Genomic DNA, 24,568 nt, shown 5'->3' with positions numbered 1-24,568 from the left:
ACCTCACCGTTCACCCGCTCCCGAGGATGCGAGCCGCATGAGCTACTCACAAGCACCACCGCTGCGTTGGCGTGCGGAACTGTCCCGTCAGGACTGGAAGGCGTTCTCCGCGGCCTGGCTGGGCTACGCGATGGACGGCTTCGACTTCGTCCTCATCACGCTGGTCCTCACCGAGATCTCCCACGACTTCCACCTCTCCACGGTCACGGCCGCGACCCTGGTGTCCGCGGCCTTCGTCTCCCGCTGGTTCGGCGGCCTGGCCATCGGCGCGCTGGGCGACCGCTTCGGCCGCCGCCCGGCGATGGTGCTCAGCATCGCCCTGTACGCCGTGGGCTCGGTGCTCTGCGGCTTCTCCTGGGGCTACTGGTCGCTGTTCGCGTTCCGCATGGTCGTCGGCCTCGGCATGGCCGGCGAGTACGGCACCAGCGTCACCTACCTCATCGAGAGCTGGCCGAAGAAGCTCCGCAACACCGCCAGCGGCATGATCCTGTCCGGCTACCCGCTCGGCGGTGTGCTCGCCGCCAAGGTCTACGCGTGGGTCGTGCCGCACAGCAGTTGGCGGGTGCTGTTCTGGATCGGCGTCCTGCCCGTCGTCCTCGCCATCTACCTGCGCCGCAGGCTCCCGGAAGCCACCGAGTGGAAGGAGGCCGCCGACTCCGGCCGGCGCCCGGTCAGCGCCACCGCCGTCCTGTTCTCCGGCGGCCGCAGACGGCTGGTCAACGTGGTGCTGTGCCTCGCCGTCGCCGTCGCCCTCGTGGTGGTGCTGCGCGGCCAGAACATGCCGGTCACCCTCGCGCTGGTCGCCGTGATCACCGCCTGCTTCGTCGCGCTGACCGTCCAGTTCGCCGGACGCCTGTGGCCGGTGGTGGTCGCGCTGATGGTCACCGTGTTCTGCGCGTTCCTGTACTCCTGGCCGCTCCAGGCGCTGCTGCCGACCTACCTCAAGACCTCGCTGCACTACAGCCCGGACCAGGTGTCCAACGCGCTGCTGTACGCCGGTTGCGGCTACGCGGTCGGCTGCGTGCTCAGCGGCTACCTCGGCGACCGGTTCGGCACCCGGATCGCGTACACCGGGATGCTGACCGCCTCGCTCGTCTTCGTCGTGCCCGTCTTCGCGCTCGGCTCCGGCCACACCGTGTGGATGTGGGTGCTGCTGTTCATGCTGGTCGGCACCGGCTCGGGCGGTTCCGGGGTGCTGCCGAAGTACGTCAGCGACCACTACCCGCTGAACATGCGGGCCGCCGCGCTCGGCTTCAGCTACAACGTCGGCGCGCTCGGCGGCGCCGCCGCCCCCGTCCTCGGCGCCAAGCTCGCCAAGCCGCTCAGTCTCGGCACCTCCATCGCCGTGCTCGGCGTGGCGCTCACCGCCCTGGTCGTCCTGCTGGTCGGATTCAACGTGCCGGTCCGCGTCCAGCGCGCCGCCGACCGTCGAGCCGGACGCGCCGGGCTGCCGCCGCGTGAGGGGCAGCAGGAAGGGGTGTTCGCGCCGAACCCGGCTGCGGGTCCGGACCCGGGCGCCGCATCCGACGTGGGTCCCACATCCGGCCCCGGTACGGCCCCGGGCCCGGGCCCGGGCCTGGGGCACCAATCCGGCGCGCCCGCCGCACCGGCCCAACCCAACACCGCGAAGAGGACCTGATGTTCCACGGAGTCGTCCCTCCCCTGTGCACCCCGCTGACCGACGACGGGGAGGTGGACACCGCGTCGCTGGAACGCCTCACCGCGTTCCAGCTCGACGCCGGCGTGCACGGCCTGTTCGTCGGCGGCTCCACCGGGGAGATCGCCCAACTGACCGACACCGCACGGGACACCGCCCTGCGTACGGTGGTCGCCACCGCCGCCGGGCAGGTCCCCGTGCTGGCCGGCGCGATCGACACCGGGACCCTGCGGGTGCTGGACCACGCCCGGCGCGCCAAGGCGATCGGCGCCGACGCGGTGGTGGTCACCGCGCCCTTCTACGTCGGCGTCGCCGAGCCCGAGGTGCGTGCCCACTACGAACTCCTGCACGCGGCCCTCGACCTGCCGCTGGTCGCGTACGACATCCCCGCCAACACCGGCTTCAAGCTGCCCTCCGCGCTGCTGGTGAGCCTCGCGCAGGACAAGGTGATCGCGGCCGTCAAGGACTCCTCCGGCGACCTCGAAGGCTTCCAGCGGGTGCTGGACGGCACCGCAGGCAGCGGCGCGGGCTGCCTGACCGGCTCCGAGACGCTCGCCGACCTCGCGATGGCGCGCGGCGCGGACGGGATCGTGCCCGGGCTCGGCAACGTCGACCCGCACGGATACGTGCGGCTGTACGAAGCGGCCCGGCGCGGCGACCATGCCGCCGCGCGGGCCGAACAGCGGCGGCTCACCGAGCTGTTCGGCATCATCGGGATTCCCGACCAAGGGCGGATCGGGCGGATGTCCGCGGCGCTCGGCGCCTTCAAGGCGGCGCTCGCCTCCCGCGGCGTCATCCGGTCCGGCCGCACCCAGGCGCCCTTGCTCCCCCTCACCCTGGAGGAGGCCCAAGCGATCACGGCCCACCTCGCCGCCGCGGGCCTGGGGGCCGTCCGGTAACGGGACCGCCCGCTCGCACAATTCCGCCTCGGTGAGTGCCCCTTGGGGTAGTCCGGTCACCTTGCGGTGCGCTGTGGCTTGTCACGCAGTTCCCCGCCCCCCTTGAGGGGTGCCGTTCTCCCGCGGAGTGACCGGCAAACCGGCCACCGGGCGCCAGGAAACGTCATCACGTCAGTGACACCTACAACAGGAGGCCGTCAGCATGCCGTTCAGCCGTCGCAGACTCATCGTGTTGCCGCTCGCCGCGGGAGCGCTCAGCCTGGCCGGAGTGTCCACGAAGGCGGTGGCCGCCTCGGAAGGCGGCGCGACCGCACCGGCGCCGGAGACGACCGTGTTCACCTCGGGCGCCGACGGCTACGCCGTGTACCGCATCCCGGCCGTGGTCCGCACCGCGCACGGCACCCTCGTGGCGTTCGCCGAGGCGAGAAGCGGTAGTTCGGACAGCGCGACGACCGTGGTCGTGGCGAAGCGTTCGGCGGACGGGGGCCGCACCTGGGCCGCGCAGGCGGTGGTCGCCGGCGACGGCACGAACACGCACGGGAACCCCGCCCCCGTGGTCGACCCGCGCACCGGCCACATCACCCTGCTGACCTGCACGAACGGTGCCGGAGTGACGGAAGCGGAGATCATGTCCGGCCAGGCGTCCGCGGCGGACGGCCGCCGGGTGTGGGTGCAGCACAGTACGGACGACGGGCAGACGTTCAGCCCGCCGCGGGAGATCACCGCGACCACGAAGCACCCGGACTGGCGCTGGTACGCCACCGGCCCCGGCCACGCGATCGCGCTGGAGACCGGGCGGTACCGCGGCCGGCTGGTGGCGCCCGCCAACCACTCGACGGCGCCCCCGGCCGGCTCCACGGACGTCGGCACCGAGGCGAAGTACTACGGCGGCCACTGCCTGCTGAGCGACGACGGCGGCACCACCTGGCGGATCGGCTTCGTGGACGACACCCCGGACGGCGTGGTCAACGCCAACGAGACCGCGGTCGCCCAACTTCCCGACGGCACCTTGTACTTCAACGCCCGCGACCAGAACGGCACCGCCCCCGGCGTCCGGGTCGACGCCCGCAGCCGTGACGGCGGCGCGCAACTGGAACAGCCGTACGCGCCCCAAGTCGAACTGGCCGGACCGGTCGTGCAGGGCAGCCTGCTGCAACCGGCCGCCGGGCCACTGCTGTTCGCCGGGCCCGCCGACCCCGACGCCCGCGCGGACATGGCGGTCCGCGCGAGCACCGACGGCGGCCGCACCTGGACATCCGTCCACACCCTCAGCGGGCTCCCGGCCGGCTACAGCGACCTGGTGCAGACCGGCCCCGACGAGGTCGGCCTGCTCTACGAGACCGGCACGGCCACCGCGTACGACCGGATCGCCTTCGCCCGGCTGCCGCTGCGCGCGCTGCGGCCGTAACCGGGCGGGAGACCCGCGCGCCCGTATCCGGACGCGGACCTGCCCCGTATCCGGACGCGGGCCGGTCCGCGCTCCTCAGCGCCGTGACAGGTAGGCGTCGAGCGCGCGGTGCAGCACGCGGTTGACCGGGAAGTCCCACTCGCCGATGTTCTCGCATGCCTCGCCGCCCGCACCGGACTTGAAGCGCAGCAGCCCCAGGTGCGGGTCGGACTCCGCCACGGTGTCCGTGATGCCGCGGAAGTCGTAGACGGACGCGCCCAGTTCGCAGGCGTCCCGCACCATCTGCCACTGGATCGCGTTGTTCGGCTGCACCTCGCGGCGCATGACCGTGGAGGCCCCGTAGGAGTACCAGACGTGCCCGCCGACCGTCAGCATCGTGGCGGCCGACAGCACGTCGCCGTCGTGCGAGGCGAGGTACAGCCGCATCCGGTCCGGGTCCTCCGCCGTCAGTGCGCCCCACATCCGTTCGAAGTAGGTCAGCGGGCGCGGCACGAAGCCGTCGCGCTCCGCGGTCTCGACGTAGAGCCGGTGGAACTCCGGCAGGTCGGAGGCGTCGCCGCGGACCACCTTCACGCCGGCGTTCTCGGCCTTCTTCACGTTGCGCCGCCACTGCTGGCTGAAGCCGCGCAGGATGTCCTCCGGCGCCCGGCCCTCGACCGGCAGCCGCCACACGAACCGCGGCTGGCCCGCCCCGAAGCCGTCCGCGCCGGTCCGGGCCGGCCGCCAGCGCGCCGCCCGCAGCCGCGCCTGCACCTCGCCCGCCCGCGGGTCCTGCCACGTCGGCTCGGCCTCGCCCAACCGGGTGACGCCGGGGTCGGCGATCGCCGCCTTGACCGCCTCCGCGTCCCAGCTCCGCGCCTCGACCCGCGGGCCCACCCGCACCGCGAACGCGCCCTGCGCCTTGCAGTGCGCCACCAGCGGCTCCAGCCACCGGTCCAGGTCGTCGGCGTGCCAGTCGATCACCGGGCCCTCCGGCAGGTACGCCAGCGACCGCCGTACTCTCGGCAACGGCCGGTACAGCACCAGGCCCACCCCGACCAGCCGTCCCTGGTCGTCGCTCCACCCCAGGCTCTCCGCCCGCCAGTCCGGCTTCACCCCGCCCCACGACGGCACCTGCATATGGCTCGCGGTGCCCCGCTCCGCCACGAAGTCCAGGTGCTGCCGTGCGCTGATCGGTGCAACGGTGTAGGTCGTCGATGCCATCGGAAAGTCAGCCGCCCTTCGCCTGCGCGGCCTCGAAGAAGGGCCGCGCGTGAACGTGTCGCGCCGGTGCTCGCAGCGTACGACGGCCAGGACCGGTCGGCCCGGCGGCGGCCCGGGCGCAATCGAACGGTTGATCGGCGCGGGGTGGCCGGGCGGCGGGCGCCGTTCCGCGGTCGGGTGGCGGCATGAACCGGCCATGAGCCTCACCGCGCGACAGCTCACCCTGGCCACCTTGGACCGCCAACTCCTGCTCGAACGGCGGCACATGGACGTGGCTGAAGCGGTCCGCCGGATCTGTGCCGTGCAGGCGCGGACGGCCGCGTCGCCGTAAGTCCCGCTGTGGAACCGGGTACGGGACTTCGCCCCCGAGGACCTTTACGCGGTGTTCGCGGACCGCCGGATCGTCAAGGCGAGCCTGATGCGGATCACCCTGCACGCCGTCCACGCCGAGGACTACGCGGCCTGCCACGCCGCCATGCGCGACAGCCCGCGGGCGAGCCGCCGGGGCCGACCACACGGTGGTGAAGGCCTGGGCCCGCGGGCGTGCGGGTGCGCGCCCGCGGGGTCAGGGTTGCGCTCCTCCGCTACCAGGTGAGCAGCAGCACCGCGATGTCGTCGAGGTGCCTGCCCGCGTCCATCTCCTGGGCGGTGGTGGCGAGATGGTCGACGAACGGGCGGCCCGCGAGCGGGGGAGCGGCGTCCACCAACGCCACCAGGCCCTCGGTGCCGAGGCGTTCGCCGCCGGCGCCGACATGGCCTTCGGTGAGACCGTCGGTGAACAGCAGCAGGGAACCGCTGCCGGGCAGCTCCGACTCGGTGGTCCGCCAGTCCGCGAGACCCGGTACCAGGCCGAGCGCGATGCCCGGGAGCGCGGCCATCTGGCTGGTACGGCGCGGGAGCCGGGCACCTGCCGTGCCCGCACCGGCCTCGCCGTCCCCGTCCCCGCCTGCCTCGATGAGCAGCGGCGCGTCGTGCCCGGCGAGCGTCACCTCCACCCGGCAGCCGGCGCCGCCCGTGGCGGGCGTCAGCGACAGCGTCGCGACCGTCGCGAACATCGACGACGTGGTCCGTTCCGCGACGAGGATCTGCTCGATCACCCCGAGCAGGTCCGCGTCCCGGTGCCCGCTCAGCACCAGCGTGCGCCACGCGATACGCAGGCACACCCCGATCGCGGCCGCGTCCGGCCCGTGCCCGCTGACGTCGCCGATCACCGCGTGCACGGTCCCGTCGGGCGTCTCCACCACATCGAGGAAGTCCCCGGCCAGCAGGGCGCCTTCGCGGCCCGGCAGGTAGCAGGACGCCGTGCTCACCGCGGTCCCGGTACGCATCGGCACCGGCAGCAGGCCCCGCTCCAGCCGCTGGTTCTCCTGCGCGCGCTGCTCGTTGAGCCGCAGTCGCGCGGCGGTCTGCTCGGCGTGCTTGCGGTGCACGGCGTACCGGATCGCGCGGTCCAGCAGCTCGCCGGTGACCGTGCCCTTCACCAGGTAGTCCTGCGCCCCGGCGGCGACCGCGTCCGCGCCGGCCCGGCTCTCGGCGAGTCCGGTCAGCACGATGATCGCCGACGACGGGCAGGCCGCCTGGGCCTGGTGCACGGCGCCGATCCCGGAGGCGTCCGGCAGGTGCAGGTCGAGCAGGATGCACTCGGGTGCCTCCTGCGCCATCCGCCCCATCGCGTCGGCGAGGGTCTGCGCCCAGTGCAGCCGTACGTTCAGCGTGGTGTCGGAGAGGTACTCCTCGACCAGCAGGGCGTCCCCGGGGTCGTCCTCGACGAGCAGCACGCGGTACGTGTCGGCGGACTGCGGTGCTCTGGACGCGGCGTCCACGGCCGCGTTGTCACCGGTCACAGCCCCGCTCCCGACGTTCCCGCGTCCTTGTCGCCGTCCGGCTCCGGCTCCGACTCCGGCTGCGGCTCCGGCGCCGGCAGCGAGGCCCGCACCGACCGCGCCTCCGGACCCGCCTGCGTCTCCGCTGCCGGTTGCGTCTCCGCTGCCGGTTGCGGCGCTGGTTGTTCCGCGCGGCGCGGGAGCGTGAAGACGATCCGCGTGCCGGGGGAGTGGTCGGCGTCGATCCGGACGTCGCCGCCGTGGAAGTCGACGATCTTCTTGCACAGCGCCAGGCCGATGCCGTTGCCGGGATAGGCGTCGCGGGTGTGCAACCGCTGGAAGATCACGAACACCCGCTCGGCGAACTCCGGCGCGATACCGATCCCGTTGTCGGTCACCGCGAACTCCCACCGCTCCTCGCCGTCCGGCGCCACCGACAGGTGGATACGCGGCGGCCGGTCCGGGGCGCGGAACTTGACCGCGTTGGAGAGCAGGTTCTGCAGCAGCATGCCCAGTTGGGTGGCGTCGCCGCTGACCACCGGCAGCGGGTCGTGGGTCAGCTCGGCACCCGACTCCTCGACCGCGAGGCTCAGCGAGTCGGTGGTCCTGGTGTACAGCGTCTCCAGGTCCACCGCGGTGGAGTCGGCGTGCACCCGGCCCACCCGGGAGAACGCGAGCAGGTCGTTGATGAGCGTCTGCATCCGGTTGGCGCCGTCGACCGCGAACTCGATGTACTGCCCGGCGCGGTCGTCGAGTTGGTCGGCGTAGCGGCGCTGGAGGAGCTGGCAGAAGCTCGCCACCTTCCGCAGCGGCTCCTGGAGGTCGTGCGAGGCGACATACGCGAACTGCTCCAACTCCGCGTTGGAGCGCCGCAGATCGGTCGCCTGCTCGTCCAGCCGGTCGCGCACGGTGTCGCTGAACGCCAGCGTCTCCACCAGGCGCACGCGCATCGACTCCACGTCCACCGCCAGCGCGCGGACGTCGGCCGGGCCGGTCGCCGCCACCCGGTGGCCGAAGTCGCCGTCGGCCACCGTCCTGACGTCGCGGGAGAGTCGACCCAGCGGACCGGTCACGCCACGGCGCAGCCCGACGAAGATCAGCGCGGTGAGCGCGGTGATCACGGCCGCGATGAAGCCGAAGATCCAGTCGCGCTCGGCGTCCACCCGCCGCAGGTCCGCACGGGCCTTGTCGTGCCGCTCGGCGAGCGTCCGCTCCAGCCGGCCGGCGGCCGCCCGTACCGCGTCGAACTCGTGCTTGCCCTCCTCGGCCCGCTGCGCCGCCAGCGCCACCGGGGCGCCCGGTGCGGCCGCCGCGATCGGGCGGGCGATCCGGGACTGCCACACCTCGGTGCGGGCCAGCATCGCGTCCAGGTCGGCGTTCGCCCCCTTGTCGTGCGCGAGCAACCTACGCAGGACAGCGGTGTGTTCGCGCTGGTCGGCCAGACCGTCGGTGTAGGGCTGCAGGAAGGACCGCTGCCCGGTGATGCCGTAGCCGCGTACGCCGGTCTCCTGGCTGATCAGCGTGTCCTCCAGCTGCGCCGCGGCCACCAGGGCGGGCGTGTCGGAGTCGGCCAGGTTGTCGGTGAGGCGGGAGGAGCGGGCGAAGACCCAGCCGCCGGCGAGTGCGAGCGCCAGCAGCACGGTGAGCGCGGCGCAGGTGCCGACCACCAGCCACCGGCGCGTGGTCCAGCCGTCCTGGACCGGCCGGCGGACGCGGGCCCGCAGGCCCGGTGTCCCGGGCTCGGCGGGCGGGTCGGGTTCGGCAGGTGGATCAGGCTCGGCGGTCGGGTCGGGCCCGGCCTCCTGCCGCGACTGCTGCGGCTGTGGCGGTGAACTCTCGGTGTGCACCGCCCGATCCTGCCCGTCGTCGCGTATCGGCACAACGCCGGTCACGGCTGCTCCTCGAACACGTCGACCGCCGCGGGTCGCGGCGGGTCAGCGAAAAACTTAGCACCACGAACAGTCGCAGTGCGGCAACAGTACACTGGTGGGACAACATGGGTTGTCCGATCGCGGTCATGCCCGTATAGAGTGCACCAGTGCCCAGCGAGCGAACCTCCCTGCCACCCGAACACGACCGGCTCACCGAGCTGGCAGAGCGCGCCGTGGAGGACCTCGCCCGCAGACTCGCCGAGGAGGAGTTCGTACCGCTCCGGCGGGGCGCACGCCGCCTGGTTGACGCCCGAACCGGATCGACCCGGGCCGCCCCGCGCGGCCCGGCCCACCCCCAGACCGCCGAAGGCCGGGCCGTCGAACCGCTGGCCCGGCTGCACGCCCTGTCGTACCTGCTACGAGCCGTCGACTCCTGCGCCATGCAAGCGGCTTCGGCCGCCGCCCGGCAGGGAGCCGGCTACCCCGAACTCGGCAGCGCCTGGGGCATCACCCGCCAGGGCGCGCGCCGACGCTGGCCCGGTCTTGTCTTCGTCGCCGACCAACCCACCCGGCCCTTGCCCGCCCGGACCTCCAGGAGCGCATCCGTGAACGCCCTCATGCCCGACCGCTCCTACCACGTCCTGCTCGTCGAGGACGACGCCGCCGACGCGCTGCTGATCGAGGAGGCCATGAACGACAAGGGCATGGTCCGCTCCATCGCCCGTGCCACGGACGGCATCACCGCGCTGGAGTACCTGCGCTCGCCGGACAACCCGCGCCCCGACCTGATCGTCCTGGACCTGAACATGCCCCGGATGAACGGCCGCGAGTTGCTCGGCGTGCTCAAGGACGACCCGCAGCTCGGCCCCATCCCTGTGGTCGTGCTGACCACCTCCTCCACCCCCGACGACATCACCGCCGCCTACAGCCGGCACGCCAACGCCTACGTCACCAAGCCGGTCAACCTGGACGACTTCCTCCAGGCGGTGCGCCGCATCGACGAGTTCTTCCTGGAGACCGCGACCGTGCCGAGCCGCGAGGAGGAGTAGCCGCGAGGCCGGGGAGCGGCTGCGGGACCGGGGTGCCGACCCGCGTCCCACGGTCACTCCGTCGCTGCCGCCGCCCCGCGCAGGGCCGCCGCCGCGCCGTGCGCGATCGGGTCGCCGTGACCGAAGACCGCGGTGGTGGCCTCCAGTTCGGCGATCCGGTGCAGTGACGCGACGGCCCGGGCGCGGTCGGTGTTGAAGACGCCCAGCATCGTCCGGCCGGCGTTGGCGACCGCGTCGCCGGTGAACAGCACGCCGGGGCCGGGTAGATGGAGCGCGATCGACCCGTCCGTGTGCCCGGGCACCGCCACGACCACCGCCCCGCCGCCGAACTCCAGCACGTCCCCGTCATCGACCTCACGGTCCACCCGGCACGGCGGGGCCGGCGGCAGCGGCGGGACGGCCGCCCGGATGGGCACCTCGAACTCCTCCAGCACGGGCGGCGATCCGGCCGCCCGCCCCCGGATCACCGGTGCCTCCAGACGGTGCGCCACCACCTCCGCGCCGTGCCGGGCGGCCAGTTCGGCGGCCGCACCCGTATGGTCCTCGTGCCAGTGCGTCAGCACGATCCGCCGCAACCCGCCGTCCAGCACCTCCTCGATCCGCTCCGCGCAGTCCGCGGCCCCGGCGTCGACCAGGGTCAGCCCGCCGTCGTCGTCGCGCCACAAGTAGGCCGCGCCCACCGGGAAACGGAGCATGCGCAGCCTCGGCAGTACCTCGATCACATCCATGCGTCCAGCCTGCACGGCCGCCCCGGCGGGCGCGTCGCCGTTCGCCGACGGCTCACCGGGAACTGCGTGCGGACCCGTAGGCTGGCCGGATGGCGGACGAGCGGGACACGACCGCGGTGGACGCGCTGCGCGCCGCTTACGGGGCGTTCACCGCGGTGCTGGCGGACCTCGGCGAGCGGGAGTCGTGGCAGCCGACCGGCTGCACCGGCTGGGCGGTCCGCGATCTGGTCTTCCACTGCCTCGCCGACGCCCAGCGCGGCCTTGTCGCCCTGCACACCCCGGCTCCCGGACCCGCGGACCGCGACGCCGTGACGTACTGGCAGGGCTGGCAGCCGGGCACCGCCGGCGCGGCGAACGGCCGCCGTTGGGTGCGGGTCAGCGCGAGCATGTTCCTCGACTTCGGCCAGTTGCGCGAGCTGTACGCGGAGACGGCGGCCGCCGCCGTGCACGCGGCCGCGGCGGCCGATCCCGGCGGGCTGGTGGCCACCCAGGGGCACACGCTGACCGCCGCCGACCTCGTCCGCACCCTGGTGATCGAGGCCACCGTCCACCACCTCGACCTCGTCACGGACCTGCCCGGCGCTGCCGGGCCCTCGGCGGCCGGACTGGCCACCACCCGCACCAGCCTCGACGGTCTGCTCGGCCGCCCGGTGCCCGTCGAGTGGACCGACGCGCACTACGCCCGCGCCGCCACCGGCCGCACCCCCCTCACCCCGGCCGAGCGCCGCCTGCTCGGCCCGGACGCGGACCGCTTCCCCCTCTTCGGCTGACGCGGCGGTTCCCGTTGTGCCGGGCGTCGGGGTTCCGCGCGGCGGAACTTGACAAAGAATGTTGCCGCAATGGCACATACGGGATATGGCCGAACTGCACGAAGTCCTCGCCGGAGTGGGTCCGCGGCTGCGAAGCCTGCGACATGCCCGCGCCTTCACCCTCGCCCAGCTCGCCGAGACCACCGGCATCTCGCTGAGCACGCTGTCCCGGCTGGAGTCGGGCCGGCGCAAACCCACCCTCGAACTGCTGCTGCCACTGGCGAAGGCGTACGGCGTCCCGCTGGACGAGCTCGTCGGCGCGCCCGCCACCGGCGACCCGCGTATCCACCCGCGGCCCTTCACCCGCCACGGCCAGACCTTCGTGCCGCTCACCCACTACCTCGGCGGCCTGCACGCGTACAAGCAGATCATGCCGGTCCAGCCGGGCGGTCCCGACGTGGACGGCCGCCTGGAGCAGCGCACCCACGAGGGCTACGAGTGGCTGTACGTGCTCTCCGGCCGGCTGCGGCTCGCGCTCGGCGACCGCGACGTGATCCTCACCGCCGGGGAGGCCGCCGAGTTCGACACCCGCACCCCGCACGGGTTCGCCAACGCCGGCGACCGACCGGTGGAGTTCCTCGCCCTGTTCGGGCCGCAGGGCGAACGCGTGCATCTCCGGGCCCGTTCCGTCCCCGACCCGAGCTGACCCGGGCCCGAGCCGACCCGGGCCAGGCAGGGCGGCGGCGCCCCCCGGGGCCGGCTCGCGGGCCGGGCCGGGGCGCCCCCGGGTCCCGCGGGTAATCGCGTTGCGCCGCCGGCGGCCGCCGTGGCAGAGTCGGGCCCGCCCGGCGGCCGTTGTGGTCCCGGGTCTCACACACGGTTGGGAATGAAGTCCATGGCTCCGGCGTCCCGCAGCGGCCGCCGTACGCGCTGAGCGGTCCGGTCCTGCTCCCCGTCGAGCAGCGGCCTCCGTTCGTGCCACGCGCTTCGCGTGCGGCGGTCCTTCGCCGCGGTGCTTCCCGCACCGCCGGTCTCCTTCGCGCGGGGGACGGCCCGCCCGGCACCTCGCCGGGCCAGGCGGCAGCACGCGCTTCCCGCCGGCACCGCCGATCGCTCGGTCACGGCCATGCGGGAGAGCGCTTCACCGTGTCTATTTTCGTGAGGTCACATCATCGTGGGCACCAATGTCCAGAACTTCGCCGTCGCCAACCTCCGCCGTCGCCCTGAGGCGGTGGCGGTCGGAGGCTTCGTCGCGGGCTTCGACCCCGCCACCTCCAGCCCGTACGTCAACTACGCCACCCCGCTGCCCGGCGCCGAGCCGACCGCGGCGGACGTCGCCGCTCTCGTCACCGCGTTCCGTGACCGCGGGCTCAAGCCGCGGCTGGAGTTCGCGCCAGACCGCGCACCCGAGGTCGAACCCGCGCTGCGCGCCGCCGGGTTCGGGGTGGAGGCGGTGCACGAGTACCTGGTCTGCGAGCCGGGGATACTGAGCATGCCGCCGTCCGCCGGCAGCCTGCCCGGGCCACTCGTGGCGGCCCCGACCACCGAGCAGCAGTACGCGGCGATCGACGCGGCCCTGTCCGAGGCGTTCGAGGGGGAGTTCGCCGCGTCCGCGGAGGGCGTCGCCCGGTTGCGGCGTACCCAGGAGAACGGGGGAGCGGTGCGGTTCGTCAGCGCCCCCGACGGCGGTTGCGCGGGCGGCGGCTCCTGCTCCGCGCCCGCGGTCGGTACCGCGGAGCTGGCGGGCGTCGGCACCCGGCCCGCCTTCCGCCGCCGCGGCATCGGCGCCGCCGTCACCGCCGCGCTCACCGCGGCGATGTTCGAACAGGGCGCCGAATCGGTCTGGTTGGAGTACTCCGGGGACGGCTCCCGCCGGGTCTACGAGCGGCTCGGCTACTCCCCGCAGGGCACACGGCTCTACATGGCGTTGGAGGCGTAGGCGGGCAGGTTACGGGAACCGCGCGCGGTACCGGCTCCGACGGCGCCGCGCGCAGCCCGAAGGCAAAAGTTCGTGAGCCGAGGGTTCCCGAACCCGCTTGTCCGGCAAGGCGGGCGGCCAGTGCGCCCGGCGCCCGGCGGATCGGCATAGTGGTGACGGTGCCGATCCCGGAGGCGCTCGGGCCCGTTCGGCGGCGGAGGGCCGGGCGACTTCGCGATCACCTACGGCTCCCAGCGGTACGACGGGCCGATCGTGTACATCACGGCGGCGACCATCGCGGTGATCGTGCGGGCCGGGTCGTTCCTCGGCAACCGGCCGGCCCGGCTCGCGCTGCGCCGCCGGGGCCCGCGCCCGCACGGCACACCGGCGCCCCCTGCCCGGCACGGACAGGGGGCGCCGGCGTGCCTTCCGCCTACCCCCGGTCCACCGTGAAGCCCGGGTGCAACCTGCGGGTGTGGTCCACCACGCGGGGCGGCCCGGTCAGGGTGCAGACGACGGTGAGCCGCAGGTCCGTACTGGAGGCGCCCAGGCGCAGTTCGAGGGTGCCGGGTTCCACCACGCGGCGGCCGTCGCGGCCGGTGAACGCGGCCAGGTCGGCGGGCACGGTCAGCTCCACGCGCGCGGAGGCGCCCGGCGCGAGGCGCAGCCGCCGGTAGCCGACCAGCCGTTGCTGCGGCTGGACCACGGAGGCGACCGGGTCGTGCAGATAGACCTGGACCGTCTCGGTGCCCTCGCGCCGCCCGGTGTTGCGGACGGTGAAGGAGCAGGTCACCTCCCCGTCCGTGCCGGCCTGGAAGTCCGCGACGCGCAGGTCCGTCCACTGGAAGGTGGTGTACGTCAGCCCGTGCCCGAAGGCGTACGCCGGGGTCGGGTCGACGTTGGAGACCTCGCTGGCCCGGCCCAGCCGTGCGGCCAGGTACGTGGTCGGCTGGCTGCCCGGCCGGCTCGGCACGCTCACCGGCAGCCGCCCGGACGGCTCGACCTGCCCGGCGAGCACGGCCGCGACGGCCGCGGTGCCCTCCTCACCGGGGAAGAACGCCTGCACGATGGCGGCTGCCTCGTCCACCGCGCGGCCGAGCGCGTACGGCCGTCCGGCGAGCAGGGTGAGGACGACCGGCCGGCCGGTGTCCAGGACCGCGTCGAGGAGTTGCTGCTGCACGCCCGGCAGCGCCAGCGACTCCGCGTCGCACCCCTCGCCGCTGGTGCCCCGGCCGAACAGCCCCGCCCGGTCGCCGAGGGCGAGCACCACCACGTCCGCCTCGGCGGCCGCGCGCACCGCCTCGGCGAACCCGGCGGTGTCCTGGTCGTCCACGCCGCAGCCGGCCGCCGCGACGATCCGGCTGTCGGTGAACTGCGCCGCCAACGCCTCGCGCAGCGTGGGCAGTTCGATGCCGGCCGGCACCTCCGGGTGCTGGACCCCGACGTGCATGGGGAAGGCGTAGCAGCCGAGCACCGCCGTGGGTGTCTCGGCGTTGGGGCCGATGACCGCGATCACGCCCGGCCGGTGGAGCGGCAGGGTGCCGTCGTTGCGCAGCAGCACCACGCTCTCCTCGGCGACCCGGCGGGCGATGTCCCGGTTGGCGGCCGAGTCCAGGTCCACGCTGCCGCGCAGCGCCTCCCGGTACAGCGCGCCCGCGGCCGACACGGACGCGTCCGGGCCGTCGCCGTTGCCGTCGCCGACCGCCGTACCCGCACCCGAATCCGCGCCCGTCTCCGTCTCCGCGCTGTCCTGCGCCGGCGCCCGCCCCGGAGCGGCCACCCCGTCGACGCGCCCGGCCAGCACCTGCGGCACCGGGTCCCATCCCGCGTCCAGCAGCCCGAGTTGGGCCTTCTGCACCAGCACCCGGTGCACCGCCCGGTCCAGCAGCGCCTCCGGCACCCGTCCGCCGGCGACCGCCTTGAGCAGCGGCTCACCGTACGCCTTGACGGTGGGCAGTTCGACATCGACGCCCGCCGCGAGCGCCGCGCCGGCCGCCTCCCCGAGGGTGCCCGCCACGCCGTGCAGGGTCTGGAGGAAGGCGACGCCGAAGTAGTCGGCGACGACGGTCCCGGTGAAGCCCCAGGTGTCGCGGAGCAGCCCGGTCAGCAACTGCTCGTCGGCCGCCGACGGGATGCCGTCGGTGTCGGTGTAGGCGTGCATCACCGAGCGGACGCCGCTCTCGCGCACCGCCATCTCGAACGGCGGCAGGATGACGTCGGCGCGCTCCCGGCCGCCCATGCCGACCGGCGCGAGGTTGCGGCCCGCGCGGGAGGCGGAGTAGCCCGCGAAGTGCTTGAGGGTGGCGACGATCCCGGCCGACTCCAGCCCGCGCACGTAGGCGGTGCCGATCGTGCCGACCAGGTACGGGTCCTCGCCGATGGTCTCCTCGACCCGGCCCCAGCGCGGGTCGCGCACCACGTCCAGCACCGGCGCGAGCCCCTGGTGCACGCCGACCGCCCGCATGTCGCGGCCGATCCGCTCGGCCATGGTGCGCACCAGCGCGGGGTCGAAGGTCGCGCCCCAGGCCAGCGGCACCGGGTAGGCGGTGGCCCCCCAGGCGGCGAAGCCCGCCAGGCACTCCTCGTGGGCGAGCGCGGGGATGCCGAACCGGCCCGCGGCCATGATCCGGCGCTGGGTGCGCAGCAGCGACAGCGCGCCGAGCGCCGGGTCGACCGGTGCGGTGCCGAACGGCCGGGTGAGCTGGCCCAGGCCCTGCGGCAGCAGCTCGTCGAGGGCGACCGGTTCCTCCATCTCGTGCTGGTGGGGGGCGACTTCGCCGCCTTCGGCGGAGGCGCCCACCCAGATGCCGTACAGCTGCGCGGCCTTCTCCGGCAGGGTCATCTCGGCGATCAGGGCGTCGGCCCTGGCCGCGGGCGGCAGGGAGGCGTCCCGCCAGCGGGCGGCGGGCGCGGGTGTGTGTCCCGGGGCGGTCTGTTCGGGCACGGTCTGTTCGGGCACGGTCTGTTCGGGCACGGTGTCGGTCACTTTCCTCCGACGCCCATCAGCCCCTGCACCAGGGCACGGCGGGCGAACAGGTAGACGATGAGGATCGGCAGCATCGACAGCACCACCGCGGCCAGCAGGCCGGGGATGTCCACGCCGTGCTCGGTCTGGAAGTCGTACAGGCCCAGGGTGACCACCTTGGAGGAGTCGGACTGGGTCAGCACCAGTGGGAAGAGGAAGCCGTTCCACGCCTGGAGCGCGGAGAAGACCACGATCGTGGACAGCCCGCCCTTGGACAGCGGCAGCACCAGCTGGACGAACACCCGCCACTGCGGGGCCCCGTCCATCGCCATCGCCTCGTACAGGTCGGGGGTGATGTCGCGCATCACCCCGGTCAGCACCAGGGCGCTCACCGGCAGGCAGAACGCCGCGGTCGGCAGGATCACCCCGGCGAGGTTGTCGTAGAGCCCGGCGCGGTTGATGACGTAGAACATCGGCACGATGACCGCCTGCGCGGGCACCGCGAGGCCGAGCAGGAACAGCCGGAAGACGCCGGTGGTGATCCGGCCGCGGCCGCGCACGATCGCGTACGACAGCGGCGGCACCAGCAGCACCACGATGGCCACCACCGCGGCGGTCACCAGCAGGGTGTGGAAGAAGTACCGGCCGAAGCCGTTGGAGAAGTCCTGCGTGTAGTTGTGCAGCGTGAAGTGCTTCGGGAAGGACAGCGGGCCCTGCTGGGCGTAGTCGTCCCGGCTGCGCAGGGTCGCGGCGAGCATGACGTACAGCGGCAGGCCGACCAGGAACAGCCAGACCAGCGAGCCGAGTCCGGCCAGGAAGTTGGGGCGGCTTCTCATCACAGACCCTCCGAGCTGCTGCGCATCCGGTCGTAGCCGGAGACCCGCACCACGACCAGCGAGATGACTGTGGCGACCAGCACCAGGACCAGCGCGATCGCCGCGCCGCCGCCGAAGTCGAAGCTCTTGAAGGCCTGTTCGTACATGTAGTAGGCGCTGATGGTGGTGTCGGTGCCGGGGCCGCCCTGGGTGAGGATCAGTACCGTGTCGAACGTGGTCAGGCCGCCGACCACCATCAGGATCATCGAGGTGATCATGGTGTTGCGCAGTTGCGGCAGCGTGATGTGGAAGAACTGCCGTACGGTGCCCGCGCCGTCGATCGCCGCGGCCTGGTAGAGGACCTGCGGGATGGCGCGGGTCGCGCCCTGGTAGATGAGGGTGTGGAAGGGCGTGTACTGCCAGGCGCCGACGAAGACCAGCACGCCGATCGCGCCGGACTGCATGCCCAGCAGGTTGCCGTTGCCGAACAGCCAGCGGGCCTGCGCGGGCACCCCGAAGTTCGGGTCGAGCAGGGCCCGCCACAGCACGGACACCGCGGTCGCCGACAGCAGCAGCGGTACGAAGAACACCGCCGACAGCACGGCGCGGTTGCGCTGCTTACCGGCCGCCCACACCCCGAGCAGGATGCTCAGCGGGGTCTGCACGGTGACGCCGAGCACGGTGATCAGGACGCTCAGCCACAGGCTCTGGATCATGGTGTGGTCGTGCAGCAGCGCGCGCCAGTTGTCCAGGCCGGCGAACTCGGGCGCGCCCAGGCCGTCCCAGCTGGTGAAGGAGAGCACCGCCACCAGCACCAGCGGCAGGAGGGCGAACAGGGCGAAGAACAAGGTGGCGGGGACCGCCCAGGCAAGGCCCGGGCGGGTCACGGCGGAGCCGGACCGCCGGGCCGGGCGGCGAGCGGGCCGGGTGGCCCGCCCGCCGCGCGCGGCGGGCGGCGCGGTCGAGGTGGTGGTCATGGCGTGGTCCCTGGGTCAGGACGCCGAAAGGCCCTGCATGGCCTTGATGAAGCCGTCGGCGTTGATCTTGCCGTCGAAGAACTCCTGGACGGCGGTGTGGATGGCCGTGGTCTGCGACGGCGGGTACGCCTGGTCCCACGAGAGCTGGAACGAGGGGGCCTGCTTGACCATGTCGAACTGGTACTTCAGGTAGGCCGGGTTGGACGCGCTGTCCAGGAACTTCGGGGTGTTGGTGGTGGTCGGCAGGTTGCCGATGGCCAGGTGCGCCTTCACGAACTCGTCCGAGTACTGGAGCTTGAGGAACTGAGCGACGGCGTCCGGGTACTTGGTCTTCTTCAGCACCGAGTAGAAGTTGTTGGTGTTGCCGACCACGTCGTCGGGGTTGCCCTTGCCGCCCGGCACGCTCGGGAAGGGGCCGTAGCCGAGGTCGTTCTTGGTGAAGTCCGGGTTGGCGTCCTGCTCGGTGGAGTACTCCCACGAACCCATCAGCTCGAAGCCGGCCTTGCCGGTGGCCAGCAGCGCGGGGGAACCGCCGTCGCTGAACTTCACCGAGTCGTAGTTGCCGCCGAACGCCCCCGCGTCCACGAGCTGCTTGAGCATCGTCAGCGCCTTGCGGCTGTCGGGGGTGTTCCAGACGCTCGTGTCGCCGCCGAGCGCCTTCTCGAACAGGCCGGGGCCGGCGATGCGGTCGTACATGTACTCGAACCACATCTGCGTCGGCCACTGGTCGCCGCCGCCCAGCGCGATCGGTGTCTTGCCCTTGGCCTTGAGCACCTTGACGGCGTTGAGCAGGTCGTCCCAGGTCTTCGGCTCGGACAGGCCCGCGTCGGCGAGCACCTTCTTGTTGTCGAAGAGCAGCACCGGCTGGGTGCCGCGCATCGGGACGCCGTACGGCTTGCCGTCGATGACCGCCGTGTTGAACACCGACGGAAGGAAGTTGGACTTCAGCCCCGGGTCCTTGGCGATGAAGCTGTCCAGCGGCATCAGCAACCCGGCCTTGACGAACGGCTGGATGCTGCCGGCTCCCCAGTTGTAGAAGATGTCGGGGGCCTGCTTGGTGGTGATGATCGTCTGGAGCTTCTGCTGGTAGTCCGCGCCGGGGATGGTGTCCAGTACCGCCTTGACCTTCGACGTCTTGTTGAAGGTGGCGACGATCTGCTTCTCCACCTTGTTCGTCGCGTCGCCGTAGACCAGGACGTGGATGCGGCCGGAGCCGGACCCCGAACTGCTGCCCCCGCATGCCGCCATGGACAGCCCGAGTGCGAGCACCACGCCACCGGCGGCGGCACGAGAGAACCGAGCGCGCTTCATCATGGAGTGCCTTTCGAATGTTTCGGCGGCGATGCCGAAATTTCTGCGCCGCCCAGACGCTAGAGTGCGGCGGGAAAGCCGGTCAACCCTCCGGCCTGCGGTTATCAAAGCGTTACGGTGTGTGGGTCGGGGTGTCACGCCACACAGGTATCGCGGGGTGCGTGAGAAGCGGAGTGGCTGCGGGAGGGGGCGTCGAAAGCTGTAGCCAGCGGGTTCGATCGTTTCGGAATCGAAGCGGTTGGAGCGGGCGGCGGCCGATTACGGGAGCGCCGGTGGGTACCCGAAGGACATGACTTCTGGAGACGACCAGAGAGACCATCAGCGGGGGCGGCGGGACCGACCGGAGTGGCCCGACCCGCACGACCCCCCTGACCCGCTCGCTCCCCGCGGCCCGTACGGCGCCCCCGCCGCACACACGGCGCACCACCCGCACGACCCGCTGCTCACCCCCGACCTTCCCCCCGCCGCCGAAGCCCCGGAGCTGCCGGGCGCGGTACGGACCCGCCCCGAGGACAGCCCGGTCGGCCGGCAGGCGGAACTTCCCCCGCCCTACGGCACACCCGCCTCCGGCGACACCCCGCCCAAGGGCGCGTGACGAAGCGCCCGGCGGTGCGCAGGTGCGTACCGCGCGGGCAGGTCACGTGTCAGCCCGCACCACGCGGGCGGATCATTGCGACGGCCCGCACCGCGCGGGCCGTCAGCCCTCTTCCGGGCCGGCGTCCTCGTGCAGGGCGAACCACACCGTCTTGCCCTCGGACTCCGGCTGCACGCTCCACTCGTCGGAGAGCAGGTCGAGCAGGACCAGACCGCGTCCTGAGGAGGACAGTTCGCCCGGCGCGCGCTGATGGGGCAACTCGTCGCCGCGGTCGGTGACCTCGACCTTCAGGGTGCGCCGACCAGGCTCCCCGGTGACCACGGCGACGAGCGCCGCGGACTGGTCGGTGTGCATCAGCACGTTGCCGACCAGTTCCGAGGAGAGCAGCACGGCCGTGTCCACCTGCTCCGGCCGGGCCCAGTCGTGCAGCAGCGACTCCAGTTCGGCACGGGCCTGCGACAGGCTCTCCGCCCGGCCCTGCTCGATGGTGAGCACCAGGCGCCGCTCCCGCACGTCCGGCCTGGCCGGCCCGGAGTCCCTGCGCACCAGCAGCAGCGCGATGTCGTCCTCGTTGCGCGGCCGGGCGTCCGCGCGGCGCAGGTCCGGCTCGGGCCGGACGCCGCCACCGGGCTGCTGCGGGCCGTTCACCGCCGTGATCAGCCGATCGGCCATGGCCTCCAGGTCCGCGCTCGGCCCCGGCGACATCGCGTCGCGCACCCGCACCCACCCGCTGTACATGTCGTGCCCACCGGTCTCGATCAGGCCGTCCGTGCAGAGCATCAGGACTTCCTGGTCGTGCAGCTCCATGAGCGTCACCGGGTAGTCGTCGTCGCCGGGCATCAGGCCGAGCGGCAGGCCGCCGGGGATGTGCTTGAGCATGCAGGTGCCGTCCGGCATCCGCAGCACCGGGTGCGGATGCCCGGCGCGGGCGAGGTGGAGCAACCCGGTGTCGGGGTCGGCCTCGATGTAGATGCAGGTCGCGAAGCGGTCCTCGTCCAGCGCGGTGAGGAACCGCGAGGCCCGCGCGAGCACCGCGTCCGGGCCGTGCCCCTCGGCGGCGTAGGCGTGGACGGCGGTGCGCAGTTGGGTCATCAGGCTCGCCGCGTGCACGTCGTGGCCCTGCACGTCGCCGATGACCAGGGCGAGCCGGCCGCTGGGCAGTTCGATGCTGTCGAACCAGTCGCCGCCCACCATCAGCCCGCCGCCGGTCGGCACGTAGCGGGTGGCCACGCTCAGCCCCTTGATCGCCGGCCCGGCCCGGCCCATGCTGCTGCGCAGGCCGCGGGAGAGCGCGAGTTCGGCCTCCCCGGTGCGGGTGCGCTCCAGGGCCCGCGCCAGCAGCCGCGCGGTCACCGTGAGCAGCGTCCGCTCGTCGTCGGTGAACGCCACCGGCGAACGGAACGCCGCCAGCCACACCCCGCTCAGCCGCCCCGAGGTCATCAGCGGCAGGAACGCCCACGAGCTGCGCCCCTTCGGCGCGGTCAGCGGGTAGGTGACGGGGAAGCGGCGGCGGTACTCGTCGGCCGTGGCCAGGAACACCGGGCGGCCGGTGCGGACCACCTCGGCGGCCGGATAGCCCGTCGACAGCGGCATGCGGAAGATCCGCTCGGGGCCGGTCGCCCGGAAACCGAGCGTGGCGAGCTTGGTGAGGAAGGCGCCGTTGATACCGAAGACGGCCTGGCCGTCGAGGGGGAAGTCGGGCGCGTACAGGGCGGTGAGGGCCTTGAGCGCCTCGTCCAGGGAGCCGGCGTCGGCGACGGTGGAGCCGGCGTCGACGAGGAGGGCGTCGCGGTGGCGGGAGCGGGTGCCGGGGGAGCCGGTGGCCGTGGGGCGGGCGGAGTGTCCGGCGGGATCGTCGGGGGAGTCGTCGGGGGCGGGGCCTTCGGCGTCCTCTTCGGTGGCGTCCTCCGTGCGGTCGCGCGGGCCGGGGCGCTCGGTCCCGCTCGCCGGTACGGCCTCGATCAGGGGTGCGTCCGGCGCGGGCGGGTCGGGGGCAGGCTCGGCGCCGTCGGGTGCCTCGGGCTCCTGCTCGTCGGGCCCCGCCGGCCCCGTGCGCAACCGGTTGAGCGCGTCGATCTGCCGGAGTTCGGCGTCGTCGTCGCGGTCCTGAGCCGGCCTGTCCGGTTCACCGCCCATCCGCGCCCTTTCGCTCGTGCTCGCTCCTGCCGGGTGCGCGCCGCTCGCCGGCCATGGCCGTACCGTTCGGTAGGTTTGATCCCGATCGTACGCTTACGTCCCATGCTCCGACGGGACCGCGCTCCCCGCACCCGCGCCGCACCGCAGGGCGGCGGCCCGCCGCCGGGGGCGCGTCCCGCGGCGAGCGCGCCCGCGACGCACGTCCGCGCGCCGCTGTCCCGACCGGGCGTGACCGGCGTTGACTGGGAGTAATGGCCGCCATCCTGGAGTGCACCCATGACAGTCCCGCCGTCCGGGGCGCGCCCGGCGCCCGTCGTGTTCGCCGCCCCCTTCACCGACCGCTCGGCTTGGGCGGTCGGCCGTACCTCCGCCTACCCGCCCGACGGCCGCAACCCCGGTGACAACAAGCTCGACCAGATCGGCCCCTCCTACGGCCCCACCGTCGCCGGCGTCTTCCGGGCCCGCGCGGCCGGCGCCGGGCTCTGGCACACCGACCTGGTCTCCACGGAGTACGCCCCCGGTGGCTTCGAACTGCTGCCCGGCGACGAGCTCTCCGCGACCTGCGTCGTGGACGACACGCCGGGCGCCTGGCCCGCGCTGTGGACGTGGGGGCGCGACCTGTCCACCGGCCGCTCGCAGCCCGGCCACGGCGAGGTCGACGCCTTCGAGTACCACTCCACCAATCCGCACCTGCTCGAACTGACCAACCACGTCGGCGGCGCCGGCGACTACGCCGACGGCGTCGTCACCCCCGGCCGTCCCTTCCGGCTGGACGTCGTCCTCGGCGCCGGCAGCGTGCGCTGGCAGGTCGACGGCCGCACGGTCTACGAGGACGGGAAGGGCGTCGGCGCCCGGTGGCGCGCCTGGCTGGTGGTCTGCATCAGCGTCTCGGCGGGCGCGTACGGGCACCCGGCGCCCGGCCCCGGGGTGCGCGAACTGAGCTGGCAGTGCACCGACCTGGAGGTCCGCCGCCCGGGTGCCGGCCGGGGCTGAGTGCAGCGGTCCGGCCCGTATCCGCCAACCCGGCTTTGGTCCAGACCTATTGACGGGTGGTCGAGACCACTTTACGATCCGGGCCACCACGTGATGCCCATGCGTCACACCGGTATCTCCACCTCACTCCGAAGCCCGGGCCGTCACGGCCGCCCCCCACCGGCTCGGTGACCCGCGGTCCGCGGCGAGAGAAGGAGCACACATGCCCGCTACCCACGGCCGCCGGCTGCGCCTGCTCGGCGCCGGCCTCGCGGCGGCCTGCCTGGCGCAACTGCCGCTCGCGGCGGCGACGCACGCCAGCAGCCCGACCCCGACCCGCACCGCCACCGTCAGCACGGCCGCCGCGAAAGCCGCCACGGCCGCCAACACCGCCACCGCCGCTTCCCCGTCGACGCGCGCCGCCGCCGCGCCCGCCGACGACACCTGCGCCACCAAGCCCAGGCCCGCGGGCAAGGTCCTGCAGGGGTACTGGGAGAACTGGGACGGCGCCGCCAACGGCGTCCACCCCGGCATGGGCTGGATACCGATCACCGACAGCCGTATCGCCCAGCACGGCTACAACGTGATCAACGCGGCCTTCCCGGTCATCGACTCCGACGGCACCGTGCTGTGGCAGGACGGCATGGACACCGGCGTCAAGGTGCCCACGCCCGCCGAGATGTGCCAGGCCAAGGCGGCCGGCGCGACCATCCTGATGTCGATCGGCGGCGCCACCGCGGGCATCGACCTCAGTTCCAGCGCGGTCGCGGACCGCTTCGTCGCCACCGTGGTGCCGATCCTGAAGGAGTACAACTTCGACGGCATCGACATCGACATCGAGACCGGCCTGACCAACAGCGGCGACATCGGCACGCTCTCCACCTCGCAGGCGAACCTGGAGCGCATCATCGACGGCGTGCTCTCCCAGATGCCGGCCGGCTTCGGTCTGACCATGGCGCCCGAGACCGCCTACGTCACCGGCGGCAGCATCACCTACGGCTCCATCTGGGGCGCCTACCTGCCGATCGTGAAGAAGTACGCCGACAACGGCCAGCTGTGGTGGCTCAACATGCAGTACTACAACGGCAGCATGTACGGCTGTTCCGGCGACTCCTACGAGGCCGGCACGGTCGCGGGCTTCACCGCGCAGACCACCTGCCTCAACAACGGTCTGACCGTCCAGGGCACCACCATCAAGGTCCCCTACGACAAGCAGGTGCCCGGCCTGCCCGCGCAACCCGGCGCGGGCGGCGGCTACATGGCGCCGGACCTGGTCGGGCAGGCGTGGAACTCCTACGGCGGGGCGCTCAAGGGCCTGATGACCTGGTCGCTGAACTGGGACGGCTCGCAGGGGTGGGCCTTCGGGGACAACGTGAAGTCGCTCCAGGGCCGCTGAACGAGGACCGCCCGGACCCCCGCTCCCGGGTAGGAGCGGCGGTCCGGGCGGTGTGTCGGTGCCGCCCTGTAGCGTGAACGCGCGCCGACCCGCGCA

21 protein-coding genes are annotated in these 24,568 nt (G+C 73.3%); 12 read left to right on the top strand and 9 right to left on the bottom strand.

The window, feature by feature from the left end; translation table 11 throughout:
* Positions 1–37: 37 nt before the first annotated feature.
* From OG370_RS05135 to OG370_RS05125, 3 genes are all read left to right on the top strand, one after another.
* A complete protein-coding gene (locus OG370_RS05135; protein ID WP_328461045.1) occupies positions 38–1,639 on the top strand; it encodes a sialate:H+ symport family MFS transporter in 1,602 nt (533 codons plus the stop codon).
* Entirely contained in the window at positions 1,639–2,556 is a 918-nt protein-coding gene (locus tag OG370_RS05130) for a dihydrodipicolinate synthase family protein (protein ID WP_328461043.1), read from the top strand. The genes OG370_RS05135 and OG370_RS05130 overlap by 1 nt, the downstream gene beginning before the upstream one ends.
* 202 nt (positions 2,557–2,758) lie before the next feature.
* On the top strand, positions 2,759–3,964 hold the full coding sequence (locus tag OG370_RS05125) for a sialidase family protein (RefSeq protein WP_328461041.1): 1,206 nt from the start codon (positions 2,759–2,761) through the stop codon (positions 3,962–3,964).
* A 75-nt stretch (positions 3,965–4,039) separates the two neighbouring features.
* On the opposite strand, the gene OG370_RS05120 is transcribed toward OG370_RS05125, so the two are convergent.
* Positions 4,040–5,167 carry a lipid II:glycine glycyltransferase FemX gene (locus OG370_RS05120; protein WP_328461039.1) on the bottom strand — a complete coding sequence of 376 codons (1,128 nt, stop codon included), beginning with the start codon at positions 5,165–5,167 and terminating at the stop codon, positions 4,040–4,042.
* Between the two features lie 196 nt (positions 5,168–5,363).
* On the opposite strand from OG370_RS05120, the gene OG370_RS05115 reads away from it, so the two are divergent.
* Positions 5,364–5,498: a hypothetical protein gene (locus OG370_RS05115; protein WP_328461037.1), complete on the top strand. Its 135-nt coding sequence runs from the start codon at positions 5,364–5,366 to the stop codon at positions 5,496–5,498.
* Positions 5,499–5,504: 6 nt separating this feature from the next.
* Positions 5,505–5,762: a DNA glycosylase AlkZ-like family protein gene (locus OG370_RS05110; protein WP_328473804.1), complete on the top strand. Its 258-nt coding sequence runs from the start codon at positions 5,505–5,507 to the stop codon at positions 5,760–5,762.
* Here OG370_RS05110 and OG370_RS05105 read toward each other — a convergent pair.
* Both OG370_RS05105 and OG370_RS05100 read right to left on the bottom strand, forming a co-directional pair.
* Positions 5,752–7,011, bottom strand: a complete 1,260-nt coding sequence (locus OG370_RS05105; RefSeq protein ID WP_328461035.1) for a PP2C family protein-serine/threonine phosphatase — start codon at positions 7,009–7,011, stop codon at positions 5,752–5,754. The two genes, OG370_RS05110 and OG370_RS05105, sit on opposite strands and share 11 nt — an antisense overlap.
* A complete protein-coding gene (locus OG370_RS05100; RefSeq protein ID WP_443060846.1) occupies positions 7,008–8,714 on the bottom strand; it encodes a sensor histidine kinase in 1,707 nt (568 codons plus the stop codon). Before OG370_RS05100 ends, OG370_RS05105 begins: the two co-directional genes overlap by 4 nt.
* 314 nt (positions 8,715–9,028) lie before the next feature.
* On the opposite strand from OG370_RS05100, the gene OG370_RS05095 reads away from it, so the two are divergent.
* Entirely contained in the window at positions 9,029–9,910 is an 882-nt protein-coding gene (locus OG370_RS05095; protein WP_328461033.1) for a response regulator, read from the top strand.
* Between the two features lie 53 nt (positions 9,911–9,963).
* Here OG370_RS05095 and OG370_RS05090 read toward each other — a convergent pair whose 3' ends face one another.
* A complete protein-coding gene (locus tag OG370_RS05090) occupies positions 9,964–10,638 on the bottom strand; it encodes an MBL fold metallo-hydrolase (RefSeq protein ID WP_328461031.1) in 675 nt (224 codons plus the stop codon).
* Positions 10,639–10,727: 89 nt separating this feature from the next.
* Between OG370_RS05090 and OG370_RS05085 the strand changes: the two genes are divergently transcribed.
* The 3 genes from OG370_RS05085 (at position 10,728) to OG370_RS05075 (ending at position 13,326) form a co-directional block, all read left to right on the top strand.
* On the top strand, positions 10,728–11,408 hold the full coding sequence (locus tag OG370_RS05085; protein WP_328461029.1) for a maleylpyruvate isomerase N-terminal domain-containing protein: 681 nt from the start codon (positions 10,728–10,730) through the stop codon (positions 11,406–11,408).
* A gap of 85 nt (positions 11,409–11,493) precedes the next feature.
* On the top strand, positions 11,494–12,093 hold the full coding sequence (locus OG370_RS05080) for a helix-turn-helix domain-containing protein (protein ID WP_328461027.1): 600 nt from the start codon (positions 11,494–11,496) through the stop codon (positions 12,091–12,093).
* Between the two features lie 468 nt (positions 12,094–12,561).
* Positions 12,562–13,326 carry a GNAT family N-acetyltransferase gene (locus tag OG370_RS05075; RefSeq protein WP_328461025.1) on the top strand — a complete coding sequence of 255 codons (765 nt, stop codon included), beginning with the start codon at positions 12,562–12,564 and terminating at the stop codon, positions 13,324–13,326.
* A 412-nt stretch (positions 13,327–13,738) separates the two neighbouring features.
* On the opposite strand, the gene OG370_RS05070 is transcribed toward OG370_RS05075, so the two are convergent.
* From OG370_RS05070 to OG370_RS05055, 4 genes are all read right to left on the bottom strand, one after another.
* The gene (locus OG370_RS05070) at positions 13,739–16,147 is read right to left on the bottom strand and encodes a beta-glucosidase (protein ID WP_328473800.1); all 2,409 of its coding nucleotides are present in this window, start codon (positions 16,145–16,147) and stop codon (positions 13,739–13,741) included.
* 140 nt (positions 16,148–16,287) lie between these two features.
* Entirely contained in the window at positions 16,288–17,106 is an 819-nt protein-coding gene (locus tag OG370_RS05065; protein WP_328461023.1) for a carbohydrate ABC transporter permease, read from the bottom strand.
* Positions 17,106–18,062: a carbohydrate ABC transporter permease gene (locus OG370_RS05060; protein WP_328461021.1), complete on the bottom strand. Its 957-nt coding sequence runs from the start codon at positions 18,060–18,062 to the stop codon at positions 17,106–17,108. Before OG370_RS05060 ends, OG370_RS05065 begins: the two co-directional genes overlap by 1 nt.
* Positions 18,063–18,077: 15 nt before the next feature.
* Positions 18,078–19,376 (bottom strand): ABC transporter substrate-binding protein, encoded by a 1,299-nt coding sequence (locus OG370_RS05055; protein ID WP_328461019.1) that lies wholly within the window; start codon positions 19,374–19,376, stop codon positions 18,078–18,080.
* A gap of 286 nt (positions 19,377–19,662) precedes the next feature.
* Here OG370_RS05055 and OG370_RS05050 point away from each other — a divergent pair, with 286 nt between their 5' ends.
* Entirely contained in the window at positions 19,663–19,968 is a 306-nt protein-coding gene (locus tag OG370_RS05050; protein ID WP_328461017.1) for a hypothetical protein, read from the top strand.
* Positions 19,969–20,070: 102 nt separating this feature from the next.
* On the opposite strand, the gene OG370_RS05045 is transcribed toward OG370_RS05050, so the two are convergent.
* Positions 20,071–22,104, bottom strand: coding sequence for an ATP-binding SpoIIE family protein phosphatase (locus tag OG370_RS05045; protein ID WP_328461015.1), 2,034 nt, complete (start codon positions 22,102–22,104; stop codon positions 20,071–20,073).
* A gap of 276 nt (positions 22,105–22,380) precedes the next feature.
* Here OG370_RS05045 and OG370_RS05040 point away from each other — a divergent pair, with 276 nt between their 5' ends.
* Together OG370_RS05040 and OG370_RS05035 are read left to right on the top strand one after the other, a co-directional pair.
* Entirely contained in the window at positions 22,381–23,097 is a 717-nt protein-coding gene (locus tag OG370_RS05040; protein ID WP_328461013.1) for a beta-glucanase, read from the top strand.
* A 202-nt stretch (positions 23,098–23,299) separates the two neighbouring features.
* Positions 23,300–24,472 carry a chitinase gene (locus OG370_RS05035; RefSeq protein WP_328461011.1) on the top strand — a complete coding sequence of 391 codons (1,173 nt, stop codon included), beginning with the start codon at positions 23,300–23,302 and terminating at the stop codon, positions 24,470–24,472.
* The last annotated feature ends 96 nt before the right edge of the window (positions 24,473–24,568 follow it).

This window comes from Streptomyces sp. NBC_00448 (genome assembly GCF_036014115.1).
Taxonomy (GTDB): domain Bacteria; phylum Actinomycetota; class Actinomycetes; order Streptomycetales; family Streptomycetaceae; genus Actinacidiphila.
Note: the sequence above shows the minus strand (reverse complement) of the source record. Positions and strands in the feature narration are given on the sequence as shown.

Excerpts from the sequence above, each read along its gene's own strand:
- OG370_RS05090 (WP_328461031.1), bottom strand. The coding sequence starts at position 10,638 with ATGGATGTGATCGAGGTACTGCCGAGGCTGCGCATGCTCCGTTTCCCG.
- OG370_RS05035 (WP_328461011.1), top strand. The coding sequence starts at position 23,300 with ATGCCCGCTACCCACGGCCGCCGGCTGCGCCTGCTCGGCGCCGGCCTC.
- OG370_RS05065 (WP_328461023.1), bottom strand. The coding sequence starts at position 17,106 with ATGAGAAGCCGCCCCAACTTCCTGGCCGGACTCGGCTCGCTGGTCTGG.
- OG370_RS05060 (WP_328461021.1), bottom strand. The coding sequence starts at position 18,062 with ATGACCACCACCTCGACCGCGCCGCCCGCCGCGCGCGGCGGGCGGGCC.
- OG370_RS05045 (WP_328461015.1), bottom strand. The coding sequence starts at position 22,104 with ATGGGCGGTGAACCGGACAGGCCGGCTCAGGACCGCGACGACGACGCC.
- OG370_RS05125 (WP_328461041.1), top strand. The coding sequence starts at position 2,759 with ATGCCGTTCAGCCGTCGCAGACTCATCGTGTTGCCGCTCGCCGCGGGA.
- OG370_RS05115 (WP_328461037.1), top strand. The coding sequence starts at position 5,364 with ATGAGCCTCACCGCGCGACAGCTCACCCTGGCCACCTTGGACCGCCAA.
- OG370_RS05050 (WP_328461017.1), top strand. The coding sequence starts at position 19,663 with ATGACTTCTGGAGACGACCAGAGAGACCATCAGCGGGGGCGGCGGGAC.
- OG370_RS05055 (WP_328461019.1), bottom strand. The coding sequence starts at position 19,376 with ATGATGAAGCGCGCTCGGTTCTCTCGTGCCGCCGCCGGTGGCGTGGTG.
- OG370_RS05120 (WP_328461039.1), bottom strand. The coding sequence starts at position 5,167 with ATGGCATCGACGACCTACACCGTTGCACCGATCAGCGCACGGCAGCAC.
- OG370_RS05130 (WP_328461043.1), top strand. The coding sequence starts at position 1,639 with ATGTTCCACGGAGTCGTCCCTCCCCTGTGCACCCCGCTGACCGACGAC.
- OG370_RS05040 (WP_328461013.1), top strand. The coding sequence starts at position 22,381 with ATGACAGTCCCGCCGTCCGGGGCGCGCCCGGCGCCCGTCGTGTTCGCC.
- OG370_RS05135 (WP_328461045.1), top strand. The coding sequence starts at position 38 with ATGAGCTACTCACAAGCACCACCGCTGCGTTGGCGTGCGGAACTGTCC.
- OG370_RS05070 (WP_328473800.1), bottom strand. The coding sequence starts at position 16,147 with ATGACCCTGCCGGAGAAGGCCGCGCAGCTGTACGGCATCTGGGTGGGC.
- OG370_RS05085 (WP_328461029.1), top strand. The coding sequence starts at position 10,728 with ATGGCGGACGAGCGGGACACGACCGCGGTGGACGCGCTGCGCGCCGCT.
- OG370_RS05080 (WP_328461027.1), top strand. The coding sequence starts at position 11,494 with ATGGCCGAACTGCACGAAGTCCTCGCCGGAGTGGGTCCGCGGCTGCGA.